Source organism: Mesorhizobium sp. B3-2-1, from assembly GCF_006439515.1.
Classification (GTDB): Bacteria; Pseudomonadota; Alphaproteobacteria; order Rhizobiales; family Rhizobiaceae; genus Mesorhizobium.
In genome coordinates this window covers 77,439-92,813 of the sequence record NZ_VFTI01000015.1, presented here as the reverse complement: position 1 = coordinate 92,813, position 15,375 = coordinate 77,439, and the positions used below count along the sequence as shown (strand labels likewise).

Here is a 15,375-nt window from a genome sequence, read left to right as displayed (position 1 = left end):
GTGCGGGTCGGCAAGTTTACCAGACATGCGTCGAAAACTAGAGCGTCGCGCCGAGATGCCAGGGCACGAACTCGTTGTCGCCGTAGCCAAAATCCTCGCTCTTGGTCTTGCGGCCCGAAGCCGTCTCGACGATCAGTTCGAAGATCTCGCGGCCCATGCCGGCAATGGTCTTTTCGCCGGAGGCGATGACGCCGCAATTGACGTCCATGTCCTCTTCCATCTGGTGATACATGGTCGAGTTGGTGGCGACCTTGATCGAGGGTGTCGGCCGGCAGCCGAAGCAGGAACCGCGGCCGGTGGTGAAGACGATGACATTGGCGCCGCCCGCCACCTGACCGGTGGCCGAGACCGGGTCGTAACCGGGCGTGTCCATGAACACCAGCCCGTTGCCGGTGACCTTCTCGGCATAGCCGAACACGCCGTTGAGCGGCGTCTGGCCGCCCTTGGCGACCGCACCGAGCGACTTTTCCAGGATGGTGGTGAGGCCGCCGCGCTTGTTGCCGGGCGACGGGTTGTTGTCGATCGAGGCGCCATGCTTGGCGACGTGATCTTCCCACCATTTCACATAGCCATCGAGTTTCTTGGCGATCTCGGGGCTTGCGGCGCGATAGGCGAGCAGGTGCTCGGCGCCGTAGATTTCTGTCGTCTCGGAAAGGATGCCGATGCCGCCGACGCCGGCCAGGATGTCGACGGCCGCGCCCAGCGCCGGATTGGCCGTGATGCCCGACATGCCGTCGGAGCCGCCGCATTGCAGGCCGACGACGATCTCGCTGACCGGAATCGGCTCGCGCTTCAACTGGCCGACTTCCTCGGCGATCTCGGCCAGCACGCCCATCGCTTTTTCCACCGATTTGCGCGACCCACCGGCATCCTGGATGTTGAAGTGGCGCTTGCCGGCGGCGGCACCCTTCTGGCCGTAGAGGGTAAGCTGGTTGACCTCGCAGCCGAGGCCGACCATCAGCACGCCGCCGAAATTCGGGTGGCGGGCATAGCCGGCCAAGGTCCGGTGCAGCACCATCATGCCGTCGCCTGTGGCGCTCATGCCGCAACCCTGGCCATGGACGATCGGCACGAAGCCATCGATGCCGGGATATTTCGGCAGCAAGGTCCGGTTGGCGGTGTCGGCGATCGAATGGCAGACGGTGGCCGAGCAATTGACGCTGGCGATGATGCCGATGAAGTTGCGCGTGCCGGCGCGGCCATCGGCGCGGCGATAGCCCATGAAGGTGCGGGCGCGGTCGGCCTCCGTCGCATGCTCGGCCTCGCTCGGCGGCACCACCGGCAGCCGGCCGGCCTCGAAGACCAGATTGTGCGAATGGACATGCTCGCCCGGCGCGATGTCCTGTGTGGCGCGGCCGATCGCCTGGGCGTATTTGACCACGGCTTCACCCGTGGCAATCGGCTTGATCGCCACCTTGTGGCCAGGCTCGATGACGGCGGCAGCGAGGGCGCCGCCCGGCAGCGCGGTGCCGATCTCGATACGGCCATTGGCGACGGCGACGTTGTCGGCGGGAGACAGAAGGATGGTGTTCGAGACGTTCACGGGCGTTTCCTGGGTGATCCTGGGATGCGCGGATTGACACGCGCCTGTTAAGAGTTAATGTCTTTTATCGTGAAAAAACAGTTTTGCGTCAATTGTTTTTTCGCTGCGGTTCCGCCCTGGGCAAGTGGTGGCGCTGGAAACAATGAGCCGGACCCGGAGAAAGAGATTCCTGCTTTTCAGGGTTCTGGGAACGTCATATTGCGCTTCAAGCCGGCCGCTGCAAGCGCCGGCATGAATGGGTCAGGGGATGTCGAAGAGCAACAACGTCTACAAGGACGCCTACAACCGCTGCCTCAGGCTGCTCGACGAGACGCGCAGCCTGCCGTCGGAACCTGAGCTGGGTGTGCTGCTCGGCGTCAGCCGCACGACCGTGCGCAGCATCCTGGCGCGCATGGAGGAAACCGGGCTGATCGCCTGGAACAAGCGCGCCAAGACGGTGCTGCGCGACCCGCGTCCCGATGACTTCTTTCCCGAGGAAGAGACCGACACACTGGCTGAGATCATCGAGCGGTCGTTCATGCGCAGGCTGCTGGCCGGCGGCGCCGAGGCCGGCATGCAGATCAACGAGCTCGAACTGGCGCGCGAGATCGGCGTCGGCACCACCAGCGTGCGCGAGTTTCTGATCCGCTTCTCCCGTTTCGGCCTGATCGAAAAACGCCGCAACAGCCATTGGGTGCTGAAGGGTTTTACGCGGGCCTTCGCGCTGGAACTGACCGAGATCCGCGAAATGTTCGAATTGCGTTCGGCCGCCGCCTTCACCGCGCTGCCGCAGGACAGTCCGGTCTGGGATGATCTCGACCGGCTGGAGGAGGAACACCGCGTTCTGGCACGCGAGATCGCGACGCGCTTCAATGAGTTCTCGGAACTGGACGAGCGCCTCCACCGGCTCATCCATCGCGCCTCGCGCAACCGCTTCATCGTCGATTTCTACGACGTCATCGCCATGATCTTCCATTACCATTACCAGTGGAACAAGGCGCAGGAGCGCGAGCGCAACGAAGTCGCGATCGGCGAGCATCTCGCCTATATCGAGGCACTCAAGTCGCGCGACCTCGGCAAGGTCGATGCAGCCTGCCGCAAGCACCTGAAGTCGGCACGCCAGACATTGCTGACCTCGATCCCGGAAAGCCGGCCGTCCTTGAGTGCCGCGTTGCCGCAGCATTGAATTGCCGATTTTCGACCTGCCGCTCCCGTGATAGGTATCCTTTCAGGATTGCTTTAGAGGCAGATGGTTTGAACAGCCCGGGGAGACCGTGGAGCATACCGGTCGCGCTTGTCGCGGCGTATCTGCTGTTGCTCCAGTCTACACTTGGTGCGTTCGCTTTCGGCACCGGGCAGAGTGCCGCGCAACTGGATGCCTTCGGCAACGTCATCTGTACCCACGACGGTGCCACCCAGCTTCCCGGCGGCGACCAGCATCCATCCCATCTGCCGGCCTGCTGCACACTCGGCTGCAGCATGTTTTCTCCAACCTATGCGCCGCCGCCCGATGCCGGGCTTGCGCTTGCGTCCCTGTCCTTCGAGATCGTCGCCTTCGTCTTCCCGGCGACCACGCATCTCGACTTCGCCCGTGAACGGTCCCCGTCGAACCCGCGCGCGCCGCCACTGGCGGCTTGAGCCTGCTTGCTTGCGGAACCTTTCGCGAGCGTACTCATCCAAGATCAAACCATTCGTGACCGGCGACGGCGCGATCATCACGTCATGGAGCAATCATGTCCCATTCTTTCCGTATGTCGGCGGGCACTGTGTTCGGCCGCGCCCTGTCTCGCTTCAAAGCCGATCTCGGCATTGCGGCGTTAGCCCTAGCGCTTGTGTTCCTTGGCGCCCAGGCAGTCCTGGCGCATGAATTCAAGGTCGGCGATCTCGAAATCGAACATCCCTGGTCGCGCGCCACGCCGGCCGGCGCCAAGGTGGCCGGCGGCTATTTCACCATCCTTAACAAGGGCAGCGCCGCGGACCGGCTGCTCTCGATTACCTCCGACGTCTCCGAAAAGGCCGAGCTGCATCAAATGGGCGTCAAGGACGGCGTCATGACCATGCGGCCAGTTGACGGTGGCCTGGAAATCCCGGCAGGCGGCAAAGTTGCCCTGGCGCCCGGCGGCTATCATCTGATGTTCATCGGCCTGAAGCGGCAACCCAAACAGGGTGAAAAATTCGCCGCCACGCTGACCTTCGAGAAGGCCGGTACGGTCAGCGTCGAGTTCGCCGTCGAGGGCATGGGCGAAATGGGCGGCATGGACGACCACGCCAATTGATCGCGCCGATCCACGAATTTTGAGATCAGAGGGACCATCATGAACAAGTATCTTTTGGCGGCCGGCGCGTTTCTCGTGCTGGGGACAAATGCCGCCTTGGCGCATATCACGCTCGAAACCCAGGAGGCGGCCGTCGGCTCGACCTACAAGGCCGTCTTGCGCGTGCCGCATGGCTGCGACGGCAAGGCGACGACCGCCGTGCGCGTGCAGATCCCGGAAGGGGTGATCGCGGTGAAGCCGATGCCGAAGCCCGGCTGGACGCTGCAGACCAAGAAGGGCAAATACGAAAAATCCTACCAGCTTTATGGTCAGGCGGTGGCCGATGGGGTGAAGGAAGTCGACTGGAGCGGCGGCAATCTCCCGGATGAATTCTACGACGAGTTCGTCTTCCGGGCGACGCTGACGGCGGATCTGCTCGTCGGCCAGAAGCTCTACTTCCCGGTGGTGCAGGAATGCGGCGATGCCGCCGCCCGCTGGATCGAGATTCCTGCCGCCGGACAGGATGAGGACGCGCTGGAGACCCCGGCGCCCGGCATCAAGCTCACGCCGAAGAAATGATTTTCTGGCGGCGCACCCGGTCCGCAAGCTGCGCCGCCAACTCCATGGCGAAAGCATGAACGCGACATCCCCACTTCAAGGGCCTGCAAGGACCGGCAAGCGATTCGGCTGGGCTAGTGGGCTTTTCGCGGTGGTCATGGCGCTCATCGTCATGGCCTCGACAAGCCAGGCTTTTGCCCATGCGGCGCTGATCAAGACCGACCCGGCCGACGGCGCCGTGCTGGCGCAGGCGCCGGCTCAGTTCTCGCTGACTTTCGGCGAGCCGGTCTCGCCGCTGGTGCTGACGCTGGTGACGCCCGACGGCACGCCGGTTCCGCTGACTTCCTTCCGCCTGAGCGACCAGACCGTCGAGATCGACAATCCGCAGGCGCTCAAAACCGGCACGCATGTGCTGAGCTGGCGTGTCATTTCCGCCGATGGCCATCCGGTCGGCGGCTCGTTCCTGTTTTCCATCGGCGCGCCAAGCGAGCCGCCGGCCGTCTCCGAGGCGGTCGACTGGCCGTTGCGGTCGGCGATATGGATCGGCAAGGTTCTTCTCTATACGGGCCTTTTCCTAGGCATTGGCGGCGCTTTCGCCCTTGCCTGGCTGGCCCGGGATGGCCGTGCCGGTCAGCGCTTTGTCACGGCCGCGATCCTGTGCGGGCTGGTGGCGGCACCCCTGTCGCTCGGCTTGCAAGGTCTCGATGCGCTAGGGACGCCGCTCTCCCATCTGGCGCAGCCGGTAGCCTGGCGCACCGGGCTAAGCACCAGCTTCGGCTGGACGGTGCTGATCGCCCTGATCGCGTTGGGGCTTGGCCTGCTGTCGCTGGCCGGACCGCGCGCGACCGCCAGGCCATTTTCTCTTGCGGCCCTCGCCGGAGTCGGCGTCGCGCTTGCCGCCAGTGGCCATGCCAGTGCGGCCGAACCGCAATGGCTGACACGGCCACTGGTCTTCGTCCATGGCGTCGGCATCGCCTTCTGGGCCGGCGCTTTGGTTCCGCTCGGCCTCGCGCTGAAGCGTCAGGCGGCCGGCGCCGTTGAATTCCTGCGCCGCTTCTCATGGGCAATCCTGCCTGTGGTCGCCTTGCTTGCCGCGGCAGGCATCGTGTTGGCCGTGATCCAGGTGCAGACGCCGTCGGCGCTTGTCGACACAGCCTATGGCCGGCTGCTGCTGCTGAAACTCGCGCTGCTGGTCTTTCTGTTCACGCTTGCCGGCGTCAATCGCTGGAAGCTCACTGCCTCGGCCGAGGCGGGAGCAACCGAGGTGCAACGCAGGCTCACCCGCTCGGTCGGCGTCGAAGTGCTGATCGTGCTGGCGATTTTCGGGGTCGCCGCCGGCTGGCGCTTCACGCCGCCACCACGGGCGCTGGCGATCGCGGCGGCGCAGCCGGTTTCGGTCCACATTCACGCGTTGCAGGCGATGGCCGATCTCAGCATCACGCCTGGCCACGCCGGGCCGGTCGCCGCCTCGATGATCATCATGACCGGCGATTTCGGGCCACTGGACGCCAAGGAAGTGACGCTGGTGCTGTCGAAACCCGATTCCGGCATCGAGCCGCTGAAGCGCGCGGCAACCAAGCCCGGCGACGGCAGCTGGCGTGTCGACAACCTCATCATCCCGCTTCCCGGCCGCTGGATGGCGCGCATAGACATCCTGGTCTCGGACTTCGACATGGTGAAGATCGAGGCGCCGATCGACTTCAGGCCGTAACTCACGGATGTGATACCGTTGCAGAACGGGAAACGTCAGCTTGCGACTATAACACAATTCGGCGAGGCGGTTGACGCGGCCCGAAACGCTCGTCAATCATCGCCCACAAAACACGGCCTCAACAAAGCGATCCGGAAACAGGGAAGAAACGATGGAAAAAGCCGAAATCGGCCTGATCGGCCTTGGCACGATGGGTTCCAACCTGGCGCTGAACATCGCCGAGCACGGGCACCGCATCGCCGTCTTCAACCGCACCAAGGCTCGCACGGATGCCTTCGTCGAGAATGCCGGTGCGCTCAGGGACATGGTCGTCCCTTGCTACAGCCTGGAGGAACTCGCGGCCGCGATCCGGCCGCCGCGCCCCATCATCATCATGGTGCTGGCCGGCAAGCCGGTGGACGAGCAGATCGAAGCGTTGCGCGGCGTGCTGTCCGACAACGACATCGTCATCGATGCCGGCAATGCCAATTTCCGCGATACGATGCGGCGCTTCTCCGAACTGTCCGGCTCGGGCTTGACCTTCATCGGCATGGGTGTCTCCGGCGGCGAGGAGGGCGCTCGCCACGGACCGTCGATCATGGTCGGCGGCACGGAGGATTCGTGGAAGCGTGTCGAGAAGGTGCTGACCGCCATCTCCGCCAAGTTCAAGGACGAGCCCTGTGCCGCCTGGCTCGGCACCGATGGTGCCGGCCATTTCGTCAAGACCATCCACAACGGCATCGAATATGCCGACATGCAGATGATCGCCGAGATCTACGGCATCCTGCGTGATGGAATGGGCATGGGGCCGAAGGACATCGGTACGGTGTTTTCCAACTGGAACAAGGGCCGGCTCAACTCGTACCTGATCGAGATCACCGCCAAGGTGCTCGCAGCCGACGATCCGAAGACCGGCAAGCCGGTGGTCGATATCATCCTCGATCGCGCCGGCCAGAAGGGCACCGGCAAATGGTCCGTCATCGAGGCACAGCAGCTCGGCATTCCGGCGACCGCGATCGAGGCGGCGGTGGCGGCGCGCGTGCTGTCGTCGATCAAGGACGAGCGGCAGGCAGCCGAAAAAGCCTATGGCAATATCGGTGTGACGAAAATTTCCGGCGACAAGGACGCGGTGCTGAAAGACCTCGAACTGGCGCTGTTCGCCGGCAAGATATCAGCTTATGCGCAGGGCTTTGCCGTGATGGCCGGCGCCTCGAAGGAGTTCAACTGGAACCTGCCGATGCCGACCATCGCCAAGATCTGGCGCGCCGGCTGCATCATCCGCTCGCAGATGCTCGACACGATGGCCGAGGCGTTCGGCAGCGGCGGCGCTTCGACCAACTTGCTGATGGCGCCGGCTTTCATCAGCTTGATGAAGGAGGCGCATCCGTCGCTGCGGCGCATCGTGGCGAGGGCTTCCGAAGCCGGCGCGCCGGTGCCGGCGCTGTCTTCGGCGCTTGCCTATTTCGACAGCTATCGCCAGGGCCGCGGCACCTCGAACCTGATCCAGGCGCAGCGCGACTTCTTCGGTGCGCATGGTTTCGAGCGCATCGGCGAGCAGGGTGCGTTCCACGGGCCGTGGGGCAGCGGCGCGGCTGGCTAATCGCCCGAGGGCCGATAGGCCACGACGCCCTTCGGCTCGCTCAGGCTCTGCAGCGTGCCGGGCGCGGCACCGCCGATCCAGCCGAGCACCGAGCGGGCGAGTTCGGAGCCGGCCAGCCGGAAGTCTTCGTTGACGACCAGCAATTCATGCCTGAACAGGTGCAGCAGTTCCGACGACTGCTTCGACACCACGTCGACGTCGCGGCCGAGCTTCAGGCCGGCATCCTCGATGCCGGCGACGATGGCGAGCGTCGCCGCCGCGGCGCTGCTGATGATACCGTCCGGCCTGATGTCGCGCCGCATCAGCTGCGCGGTCCTCATCCTGATCTGTTCGATCGAATGGTCGATCGAAACGGTGTTGAACGGCACCTCGCTGGCGCCGACTTCGCTCAGAGCGTCGGCAAAGCCGTCAACCGTATGGCGGTAGTAGCTCAAACCGACCGGCGGCGTCACCAAGGCGAGCCGGCGGCGGCCCATGCCGGCGAGATGGCGCACCGCCTCGGCCGCGAAGGCGTAGTTATCGAAATCATGATAGGGATGAACCAGCCCCATCTCGGTGCGGCCATGCGTGGCGAAGGGAATGCCGCGCTCCAGCATGTAGCGGGCTCTCGGATCGTTCGGCTGCGTGCGCGAGATGATGACGCCGTCGGCCGAGCCGGTCTCCACGAGATAGCGCACCGGATCCAGTGGATCCTGCGAGCGCGAATAGGGTGTGACGATCAGGTGGTAGGGCGTGTCGGCGATGACTTCCGTCACGCCGTAGATGATGTCGGAGACAAAGCTCATGAGTTCGTGCTCGGTGTTGAGCACGAGGCTGATGACATTGGTCTTGCCGGTCCGCAAACGCACGCCGGCACGGTTCGGCCGATAGCCGATCTGCTTGGCCACGAGCTGGACACGACGCCTGGTCTCGGCGCCGATCTCGGGCGCGTCCTTCAAGGCGCGCGAGACGGTGGTGACGCCGAGCCCGGTCATGAAGGCAAGCGTCTTCAGCGTCGGCCGTTCCTGTGCCGTCGCCTCGTCATCCTTGTCCGTGCGTTGTCTGTCCATCCGTCCCGCCCATCAGGCGCATAGCAGCCGCCGGGCAGCCCGGCAATGTTTGCGGCCGCTCCCCAGGGCGCGTCACCTGCACCGGAACCAATATACTGAAACGTTACAGCTTGTCACGATCGGTGTAGAAACGGGTGCTGGCGGTCGCGGAGAGATGTCGTCAACCGCGTGGCGAAAAATCATTGGGATTCAGTGGGAAGCATGCTGCCAGCAAGTTTTTTTGCGGCCTTTGCCGTTGTTTCGGTGCAGTTTTGCATATTGCGTCGCACAATGACACCGCAGCGAAAGGATTTTGTTCGCGGCTCGAAAAATATCAAAGCGAGCTTGCCGGAAGGGGTTGCGCATGGTCCTCAATTGCCGTATCGAAAATCTGTAACGTTTCAGATTTCTGGGAGGAAGCCGAAATGCGATACAAATTCCTGACCGCTGCGTTTGCAGCGACGGTTGCGCTCAACTTCGCCGGCCCGGCGGCCGCGACCGATCTGGAAGTCACCCATTGGTGGACTTCCGGCGGCGAGGCGGCAGCGGTCGCCGAACTCGCCAAGGCATTCGACGCCACCGGCAACCACTGGGTCGACGGCGCCATCGCCGGGTCCGGCGGCACGGCACGGCCGATCATGATCAGCCGCATCACCGGCGGCGATCCGATGGGGGCCACCCAATTCAATCATGGAAGGCAAGCGGAAGAGCTGGTGCAGGCCGGCCTGATGCGCGACCTCACCGACGTCGCCACCAAGGGCAAGTGGACGGAGGTGGTACGGCCCAAGAGCCTGCTCGACTCGTGCACGATCGACGGCAAGATCTATTGCGTGCCGGTCAACATCCATTCCTGGCAGTGGCTGTGGCTGTCGAACGCGGCCTTCGAGAAGGCCGGCGTTCCGGTGCCGAAGAACTGGAATGAGTATGTGGCCGCGGCCCCGGCACTGGAGAAGGCAGGCATCGTGCCGCTCGCGGTCGGTGGGCAGGCCTGGCAGGCATCGGGCGCCTTCGACGTGCTGCTTGCCGCGGTCGGAGGAACCGACACCTTCCTCAAGGTCTACAAGGACAAGGACGCCAAGTTCGCCGCCGGTCCCGAAGTCGCCAAGGTCTTCAAGGCAGCCGACGACGCCCGCAAGATGGCCAAGAACACAAATGTGCAGGACTGGAACCAGGCCACCAACATGGTCATCACCGGCAAGGCCGGCGGCCAGATCATGGGTGACTGGGCGCAAGGCGAGTTCCAGGTCGCCGGCAAGACCGCCGGCAAGGACTATACCTGCCTTCCCGGCCTTGGCCTGAACGAGGTCATTGCCACGGGCGGCGACGCCTTCTACTTCCCACTGCTCAAGGATGCCGACAAGGCCAAGGCGCAGGAAGTGCTGGCCGAAACACTGCTCGATCCCAAGACCCAGGTTGCCTTCAACCTCAAGAAGGGTTCGCTGCCGGTGCGCGGCGACGTCGACCTCAACGCGGCCAACGACTGCATGAAGAAGGGCCTTGCCATCCTAGCCAAGGGCGCGGTCATCCCATGGACGGACCAGCTGCTCTCGCAGGACAGCCAGAAGCAAAAGGAGGATCTTTTCTCCGAATTCTTCGCCAAGCCCGACATGAGCCTCGAAGAGGCGCAGAAGCGCTTCGCCGACATCATCGCTTCGGCTGACTGACGACTGACGAGCCGCTTCGCTCCCGACCTTGCCAGGCAGGGCCGGGAGCCCAGGCGTGCTGACTTTCCGCCCTTATCCGATCCAGCACGGCTGTACCGATGAGCAAGAGCGAACGCCCGAGCCAACTCTTCCGCAATCTCAATGCGAAGGTCGCTTCGATCCCGATGGTGCTCACCGCAATGGTGGTCTTCGTCGGCGGCACCGCGTGGACGGTTCTCTATTCCTTCACCAATTCGAAGCTCCTGCCGCGGCTGAACTTCGTCGGGCTCGACCAGTACTACCGGCTGTGGGCGACGCCGCGCTGGCTGATCTCGATCGAGAATCTTTTGATCTACGGCGTGATCTCACTGGTATTCTCGCTGGTGATCGGTTTTCTGCTCGCGGCTCTGCTCGACCAGAAAATCCGTTTCGAGGATACGTTCCGCACCATCTTCCTCTATCCCTTCGCGCTGTCCTTCATCGTCACCGGCCTTGTCTGGCAATGGCTGCTCAATCCGGATTTCGGCGTCCAGGGCGTGGTGCGAAGCCTCGGCTGGACCAGCTTCGATTTCAATCCGCTCTACAACTCCAGCATCGTCATCTACGGCATATCGATCGCGGCGCTTTGGCAAGGCACGGGGCTGATCATGTGCCTGATGCTGGCGGGTCTGCGCGGCATCGACGAGGATATCTGGAAGGCTGCACGGGTGGACGGGATACCCATGTGGAAGACCTATCTGTTCATCATCATCCCGATGATGCGGCCGGTTTTCATCACCACGCTGGTGATCATCGCGTCCGGCATCGTCAAGGTTTATGACCTCGTCGTCGCGCAGACCAGCGGCGGGCCGGGCATCGCCTCCGAAGTGCCGGCCAAGTATGTCTACGACTACATGTTCTTCGCCCAGAACCTCGGCCAGGGCTTTGCCGCCTCGACCATGATGCTGCTGTCGGTGATGATCGTCATCGTGCCGTGGGCCTATCTCGAATTCGGAGGCCGCAAGCGTGTCTGACCATGCCGTCTCCTTGTCCGCCACGTCAAACCTGCGGGATGATGCCTCCGGACCGAGCGGGCCAAAGCCGCGGCACATGTTTTCGCGCCGCAACATTTTCCTCTACGGCACGCTTGTCGTGGTCGCGCTCTACTACCTCCTGCCGCTCTATGTGATGGTCGTCACCTCGCTCAAGGGCATGCCGGAGATCCGCCTCGGCAACATCTTCTCGCCGCCGCTCGAGATCACCTTCGAGCCCTGGGTCAAGGCATGGTCGCAGGCCTGCACCGGCCTCAATTGCGACGGACTTTCGCGTGGTTTCTGGAATTCGGTGCGCATCACCGTTCCCTCGGTAATCCTGTCGATCGCCATCGCTTCGGTGAACGGCTACGCGCTGGCCAACTGGCGCTTCAAAGGCGCCGATACGTTCTTCGTCATCCTGATCGTCGGCGCCTTCATTCCCTACCAGGTGATGATCTATCCGATCGTCATCATCCTGCGCGAGATCGGCCTCTATGGCAGCCTTACCGGTCTGGTGATCGTGCACTCCATTTTCGGCATGCCGATCCTGACGCTTCTGTTCCGCAATTATTTCACCTCCATGCCGGAAGAGCTGTTCCGGGCGGCACGCGTCGACGGCGCCGGCTTCTGGGGCATCTACCTGCGCATCATGCTGCCGATGTCGCTGCCGATCTTCGTCGTCGCCATCATCCTGCAGGTCACCGGCATCTGGAACGACTTCCTATTCGGCGTCGTCTACACCCGGCCCGACACCTACCCGATGACGGTGCAGCTCAACAACATCGTCAATTCGGTGCAAGGCGTGAAGGAATACAACGTCAACATGGCCGCCACCATCCTGACCGGGCTGGTGCCGCTGGTCGTCTACTTCATTTCCGGCAAATTGTTCGTGCGCGGCATCGCCGCCGGCGCGGTGAAAGGGTGATGGCGATGGCGGCGAACGGCACCAGTGTTTCGATCCAGGATCTGTCGCTGAACTTCGGCGCGGTCTCGGTGCTGCAGACGCTCAACCTCGATGTCGCCGAAGGCGAATTCATCGTGCTGCTCGGGCCTTCCGGCTGCGGCAAGTCGACCTTGCTCAACTGCATCGCCGGCCTGCTCGATATTTCCGAAGGCCGCATCTTCATCAAGGGCAAGAACGTCACCTGGGAAGAGCCCAAGGACCGCGGCATCGGGATGGTCTTCCAGTCCTATGCGCTCTATCCGCAGATGACGGTGGAGAAAAACCTGTCTTTCGGCCTGCGTGTCGCCGGCATCGCCAAGGACGAGATCGCCAAGCGCATCGCGAGGGCAGCCGAGGTCCTGCAGATCGAGCCGCTTTTGCAGCGCAAGCCCGCCGCACTCTCCGGCGGCCAGCGCCAGCGCGTGGCGATCGGGCGGGCGCTGGTGCGCGATGTCGATGTCTTCCTGTTCGACGAACCGCTGTCCAATCTCGATGCCAAGCTGCGCTCGGAGCTGCGCGTCGAGATCAAGCTTCTGCACCGCAAGCTGCAGAACACGATGATCTACGTCACCCACGACCAGATCGAGGCGATGACGCTGGCCGATCGCATAGCGGTGATGAAGGGTGGCGTCATCCAGCAGCTCGACGCGCCGCAGACCATCTACAACCGTCCGGTCAACCGGTTCGTTGCAGGGTTCCTCGGCTCGCCGGCGATGAATTTCATCGAGGGCCGGCTGGAGAAGGACGGCGGTGACTGGCACTTCGCCGTCGAGGATGCCCGCGTCCCGCTTTCGACCTATGCTTTCGACAAGGAGCCGGTGCCTGGGCCAGCCGTATTTGGCATCCGGCCGGAACATGTCGCCTTGAACAGCGGCACCGGCTGGCCGTTTACAGCGACGGCGAATGTCGAGGTCGTCGAGCCGATGGGCTCGGACACGCTGGTCTGGCTGAAGCTCGGCAAACAGAATTTCACCGTGCGGGTAACGGCCGAACGCACGCCGGGCAATGGCGATACCGTGAGCATCGGCTTCGATCCGATGCGGGCTTCGCTGTTCGAGTTGGCGAGCGGCAACCGCATGTAGCTTACCAGACCCTCCCCGAACCATTCTCCCCAAACCATCCTCCCAAGGACAATCCCAAGCAGAACGGACAGAGACGATGAACTGGTCATTCCAACTTTACAGCGCCCGCAATTTCTTGCCCTGGACCGATGTGCTCGAAATGCTCGGCAAGCTCGGCTACGCCGAGGTCGAAGGCTTCGGCGGCGTCTATGACGATCCCAAGGCCTTCCGCGCCGAACTCGACAAGAACGGCCTTTCGATGCCGAGCGGGCATTTTTCCATCGACGCGCTGGAGAAGGATTTCGACGGTGTGCGCCGGATCGCCGAAACGCTCGGCGTCAAGCTCTTGATCTGCCCTTACCTGATGGCCGAGGACAGGCCGTCCGACGCCGCCGGCTGGCGCGGCTTCGGAGAGCGCCTGGCCAAGGTCGGCGAGGTGGCCTCGAAAGCCGGCTATGGCTTCGCCTGGCACAACCATGATTTCGAATTCAAGACACTCACCGACGGCTCGGTGCCGCAGGATCATATCCTGTCGTCCGCCCCCAATATTGGCTGGGAAATGGACGTTGCCTGGGTGGTGCGCGGCGGCGCCGACCCGCTGCCCTGGATCGAAAGGCACGGCCAGCGCATCGTCGCCGTCCATGTCAAGGACATGGCGAAGCCAGGCGAGGGGCTGGATGAGGATGGCTGGTCGGATGTCGGGCACGGCACGATCGACTGGGCCAGCCTGATCAAGGTGCTGCGAGACAAGAGCGCGGCAAAATACTTTGTCATGGAACAGGACAATCCCAACGACATCGAGCGTTTCGCCCGCCGCTCGATCGCAACCGTCAAGAGCTACTAGGAACAACCACATGGCAAAGAATCTGAGTAATGGGAAACTGGGTATTGGCGTCATCGGCTGCGGCAACATCTCGAAGGCGTATTTCTCGCTGGCGCCGCTGTTTCGCGGCATCGAGATGCGCGCATGCGCCGACATCAACATGGATGTGGCCAGGGCGCGGGCGAAGGAATTCAAGCTCCGTGCCGAGACCGTCGAGGATCTGCTGAAGGCCGACGATATCGACATCATCGTCAACCTGACCATTCCGGCCGTGCATTACGAGGTGTCGAAGCAGGTGCTCGACGCCGGCAAGCATGTCTATTCGGAAAAGCCGTTCGTGCTGTCGCTCAAGGAGGGCCAGGACCTCAAGGCGCGGGCCGAGAAGAAGGGGTTGCGTATCGGCTCGGCGCCGGACACGTTCCTGGGCGGCGCGCACCAGCTGGTGCGTGACCTGATCGACGAGGGGAAACTCGGCAGGATCACCAGCGGCACTTGCCACGTCATGGGTCACGGCATGGAACACTGGCACCCCAATCCGGATTTCTTCTTCCAGCCGGGCGCCGGACCGGTGCTCGACATCGGACCGTACTACATCACCAATCTGATCCAGCTGATCGGGCCGGTAAAGCAGGTGGCGGCTTTCGCAACGACTCCGGCCAAGGAGCGGACAATCAGCTCAAAGCCTCGCGCGGGGGAAAAAATCCCGGTCAACACGCCGACCACCATTCACGGCCTGCTGGAATTCGAGAACGGCGCCGTGGTGACGCTGAACACCAGCTGGGACGTCTGGGCCCACGGCCACGCGCCGATGGAACTCTATGGCGAGGCCGGCACGGTGTTCGTGCCGGATCCGAACTTCTTCGGCGGCGACGTGCGCTTCACCGAAGAAGGCAAGCCGGTCAAGAAGCTGCCGAAATGGAAGCATCCGCTTGGCATCCCCAATGAGATGCACGGCCAAGGCATGATGGCCAACTACCGCACGGCGGGCCTCGCCGACATGGCGCTGGCGATCGCCGAAGGGCGGCCGCACCGCTGCTCGATGGAACTCGCGCTGCATGCCGTCGATGTGATGACCGGCCTCCTGAGCTCAGGCGAAACCGGCAAGTTCGTCGCCATGCAGACCACTTGCGAGCGCCCGGCCGCGCTTGGCGTCAAGCAAGCCAAGGATCTTCTGGCCAAGAAGAAATAGGTCGCGAGGATTATCGATAATTTTGCCCGCCCCTCTCCCCGTTCCTCCGG

At 63.3% G+C, this 15,375-nt stretch carries 14 protein-coding genes; 12 read left to right on the top strand and 2 right to left on the bottom strand.

Features of this window, described 5'->3' with window-relative positions; all coding sequences use genetic code 11:
- Window positions 1-37: 37 nt before the first annotated feature.
- A complete protein-coding gene (locus FJW08_RS17150; RefSeq protein ID WP_140811589.1) occupies window positions 38-1,543 on the bottom strand; it encodes an altronate dehydratase family protein in 1,506 nt (501 codons plus the stop codon).
- Window positions 1,544-1,790: 247 nt separating this feature from the next.
- Here FJW08_RS17150 and FJW08_RS17145 point away from each other — a divergent pair, with 247 nt between their 5' ends.
- The 6 genes from FJW08_RS17145 to gndA all read left to right on the top strand — a co-directional run bounded on the left by FJW08_RS17145 (window position 1,791) and on the right by gndA (window position 7,625).
- Window positions 1,791-2,708: a GntR family transcriptional regulator gene (locus FJW08_RS17145; protein WP_140811588.1), complete on the top strand. Its 918-nt coding sequence runs from the start codon at window positions 1,791-1,793 to the stop codon at window positions 2,706-2,708.
- A 95-nt stretch (window positions 2,709-2,803) separates the two neighbouring features.
- Window positions 2,804-3,160 carry a DUF2946 family protein gene (locus tag FJW08_RS17140; protein WP_140811648.1) on the top strand — a complete coding sequence of 119 codons (357 nt, stop codon included), beginning with the start codon at window positions 2,804-2,806 and terminating at the stop codon, window positions 3,158-3,160.
- Window positions 3,161-3,255: 95 nt separating this feature from the next.
- Window positions 3,256-3,798 carry a copper chaperone PCu(A)C gene (locus tag FJW08_RS17135; RefSeq protein ID WP_140811586.1) on the top strand — a complete coding sequence of 181 codons (543 nt, stop codon included), beginning with the start codon at window positions 3,256-3,258 and terminating at the stop codon, window positions 3,796-3,798.
- Between the two features lie 39 nt (window positions 3,799-3,837).
- Complete coding sequence (locus FJW08_RS17130; protein WP_140811585.1) at window positions 3,838-4,356, top strand: YcnI family protein; 519 nt, start codon at window positions 3,838-3,840, stop codon at window positions 4,354-4,356.
- A gap of 55 nt (window positions 4,357-4,411) precedes the next feature.
- Window positions 4,412-6,046, top strand: coding sequence for a copper resistance CopC/CopD family protein (locus tag FJW08_RS17125; protein ID WP_140811584.1), 1,635 nt, complete (start codon window positions 4,412-4,414; stop codon window positions 6,044-6,046).
- 151 nt (window positions 6,047-6,197) lie between these two features.
- Window positions 6,198-7,625, top strand: coding sequence for an NADP-dependent phosphogluconate dehydrogenase (gene gndA, locus FJW08_RS17120; RefSeq protein ID WP_140811583.1), 1,428 nt, complete (start codon window positions 6,198-6,200; stop codon window positions 7,623-7,625).
- Here the strand turns inward: gndA and FJW08_RS17115 are convergent.
- Window positions 7,622-8,674: a LacI family transcriptional regulator gene (locus tag FJW08_RS17115; RefSeq protein ID WP_140811582.1), complete on the bottom strand. Its 1,053-nt coding sequence runs from the start codon at window positions 8,672-8,674 to the stop codon at window positions 7,622-7,624. The genes gndA and FJW08_RS17115 overlap by 4 nt on opposite strands.
- Window positions 8,675-9,078: 404 nt before the next feature.
- Here FJW08_RS17115 and FJW08_RS17110 point away from each other — a divergent pair, with 404 nt between their 5' ends.
- The 6 genes from FJW08_RS17110 (at window position 9,079) to FJW08_RS17085 (ending at window position 15,325) form a co-directional block, all read left to right on the top strand.
- Entirely contained in the window at window positions 9,079-10,317 is a 1,239-nt protein-coding gene (locus tag FJW08_RS17110; protein ID WP_015315675.1) for an ABC transporter substrate-binding protein, read from the top strand.
- A 98-nt stretch (window positions 10,318-10,415) separates the two neighbouring features.
- Complete coding sequence (locus tag FJW08_RS17105) at window positions 10,416-11,309, top strand: sugar ABC transporter permease (RefSeq protein ID WP_140756348.1); 894 nt, start codon at window positions 10,416-10,418, stop codon at window positions 11,307-11,309.
- Window positions 11,302-12,234, top strand: coding sequence for a carbohydrate ABC transporter permease (locus FJW08_RS17100; RefSeq protein ID WP_140756346.1), 933 nt, complete (start codon window positions 11,302-11,304; stop codon window positions 12,232-12,234). The genes FJW08_RS17105 and FJW08_RS17100 overlap by 8 nt, the downstream gene beginning before the upstream one ends.
- Window positions 12,234-13,334, top strand: coding sequence for an ABC transporter ATP-binding protein (locus tag FJW08_RS17095; protein WP_181182951.1), 1,101 nt, complete (start codon window positions 12,234-12,236; stop codon window positions 13,332-13,334). Before FJW08_RS17100 ends, FJW08_RS17095 begins: the two co-directional genes overlap by 1 nt.
- Window positions 13,335-13,410: 76 nt before the next feature.
- Window positions 13,411-14,157: a sugar phosphate isomerase/epimerase gene (locus FJW08_RS17090; protein WP_140811580.1), complete on the top strand. Its 747-nt coding sequence runs from the start codon at window positions 13,411-13,413 to the stop codon at window positions 14,155-14,157.
- A 10-nt stretch (window positions 14,158-14,167) separates the two neighbouring features.
- Window positions 14,168-15,325: a Gfo/Idh/MocA family oxidoreductase gene (locus tag FJW08_RS17085; RefSeq protein ID WP_140811579.1), complete on the top strand. Its 1,158-nt coding sequence runs from the start codon at window positions 14,168-14,170 to the stop codon at window positions 15,323-15,325.
- The last annotated feature ends 50 nt before the right edge of the window (window positions 15,326-15,375 follow it).

Bases quoted from the DNA above. Each gene is read 5' to 3' on its own strand.
- FJW08_RS17145 (WP_140811588.1), top strand. From the start codon at position 1,791: ATGTCGAAGAGCAACAACGTCTACAAGGACGCCTACAACCGCTGCCTC.
- FJW08_RS17135 (WP_140811586.1), top strand. From the start codon at position 3,256: ATGTCCCATTCTTTCCGTATGTCGGCGGGCACTGTGTTCGGCCGCGCC.
- FJW08_RS17130 (WP_140811585.1), top strand. From the start codon at position 3,838: ATGAACAAGTATCTTTTGGCGGCCGGCGCGTTTCTCGTGCTGGGGACA.
- FJW08_RS17125 (WP_140811584.1), top strand. From the start codon at position 4,412: ATGAACGCGACATCCCCACTTCAAGGGCCTGCAAGGACCGGCAAGCGA.
- gndA (WP_140811583.1), top strand. From the start codon at position 6,198: ATGGAAAAAGCCGAAATCGGCCTGATCGGCCTTGGCACGATGGGTTCC.
- FJW08_RS17115 (WP_140811582.1), bottom strand. From the start codon at position 8,674: ATGGACAGACAACGCACGGACAAGGATGACGAGGCGACGGCACAGGAA.
- FJW08_RS17110 (WP_015315675.1), top strand. From the start codon at position 9,079: ATGCGATACAAATTCCTGACCGCTGCGTTTGCAGCGACGGTTGCGCTC.
- FJW08_RS17105 (WP_140756348.1), top strand. From the start codon at position 10,416: ATGAGCAAGAGCGAACGCCCGAGCCAACTCTTCCGCAATCTCAATGCG.
- FJW08_RS17095 (WP_181182951.1), top strand. From the start codon at position 12,234: ATGGCGATGGCGGCGAACGGCACCAGTGTTTCGATCCAGGATCTGTCG.
- FJW08_RS17090 (WP_140811580.1), top strand. From the start codon at position 13,411: ATGAACTGGTCATTCCAACTTTACAGCGCCCGCAATTTCTTGCCCTGG.
- FJW08_RS17085 (WP_140811579.1), top strand. From the start codon at position 14,168: ATGGCAAAGAATCTGAGTAATGGGAAACTGGGTATTGGCGTCATCGGC.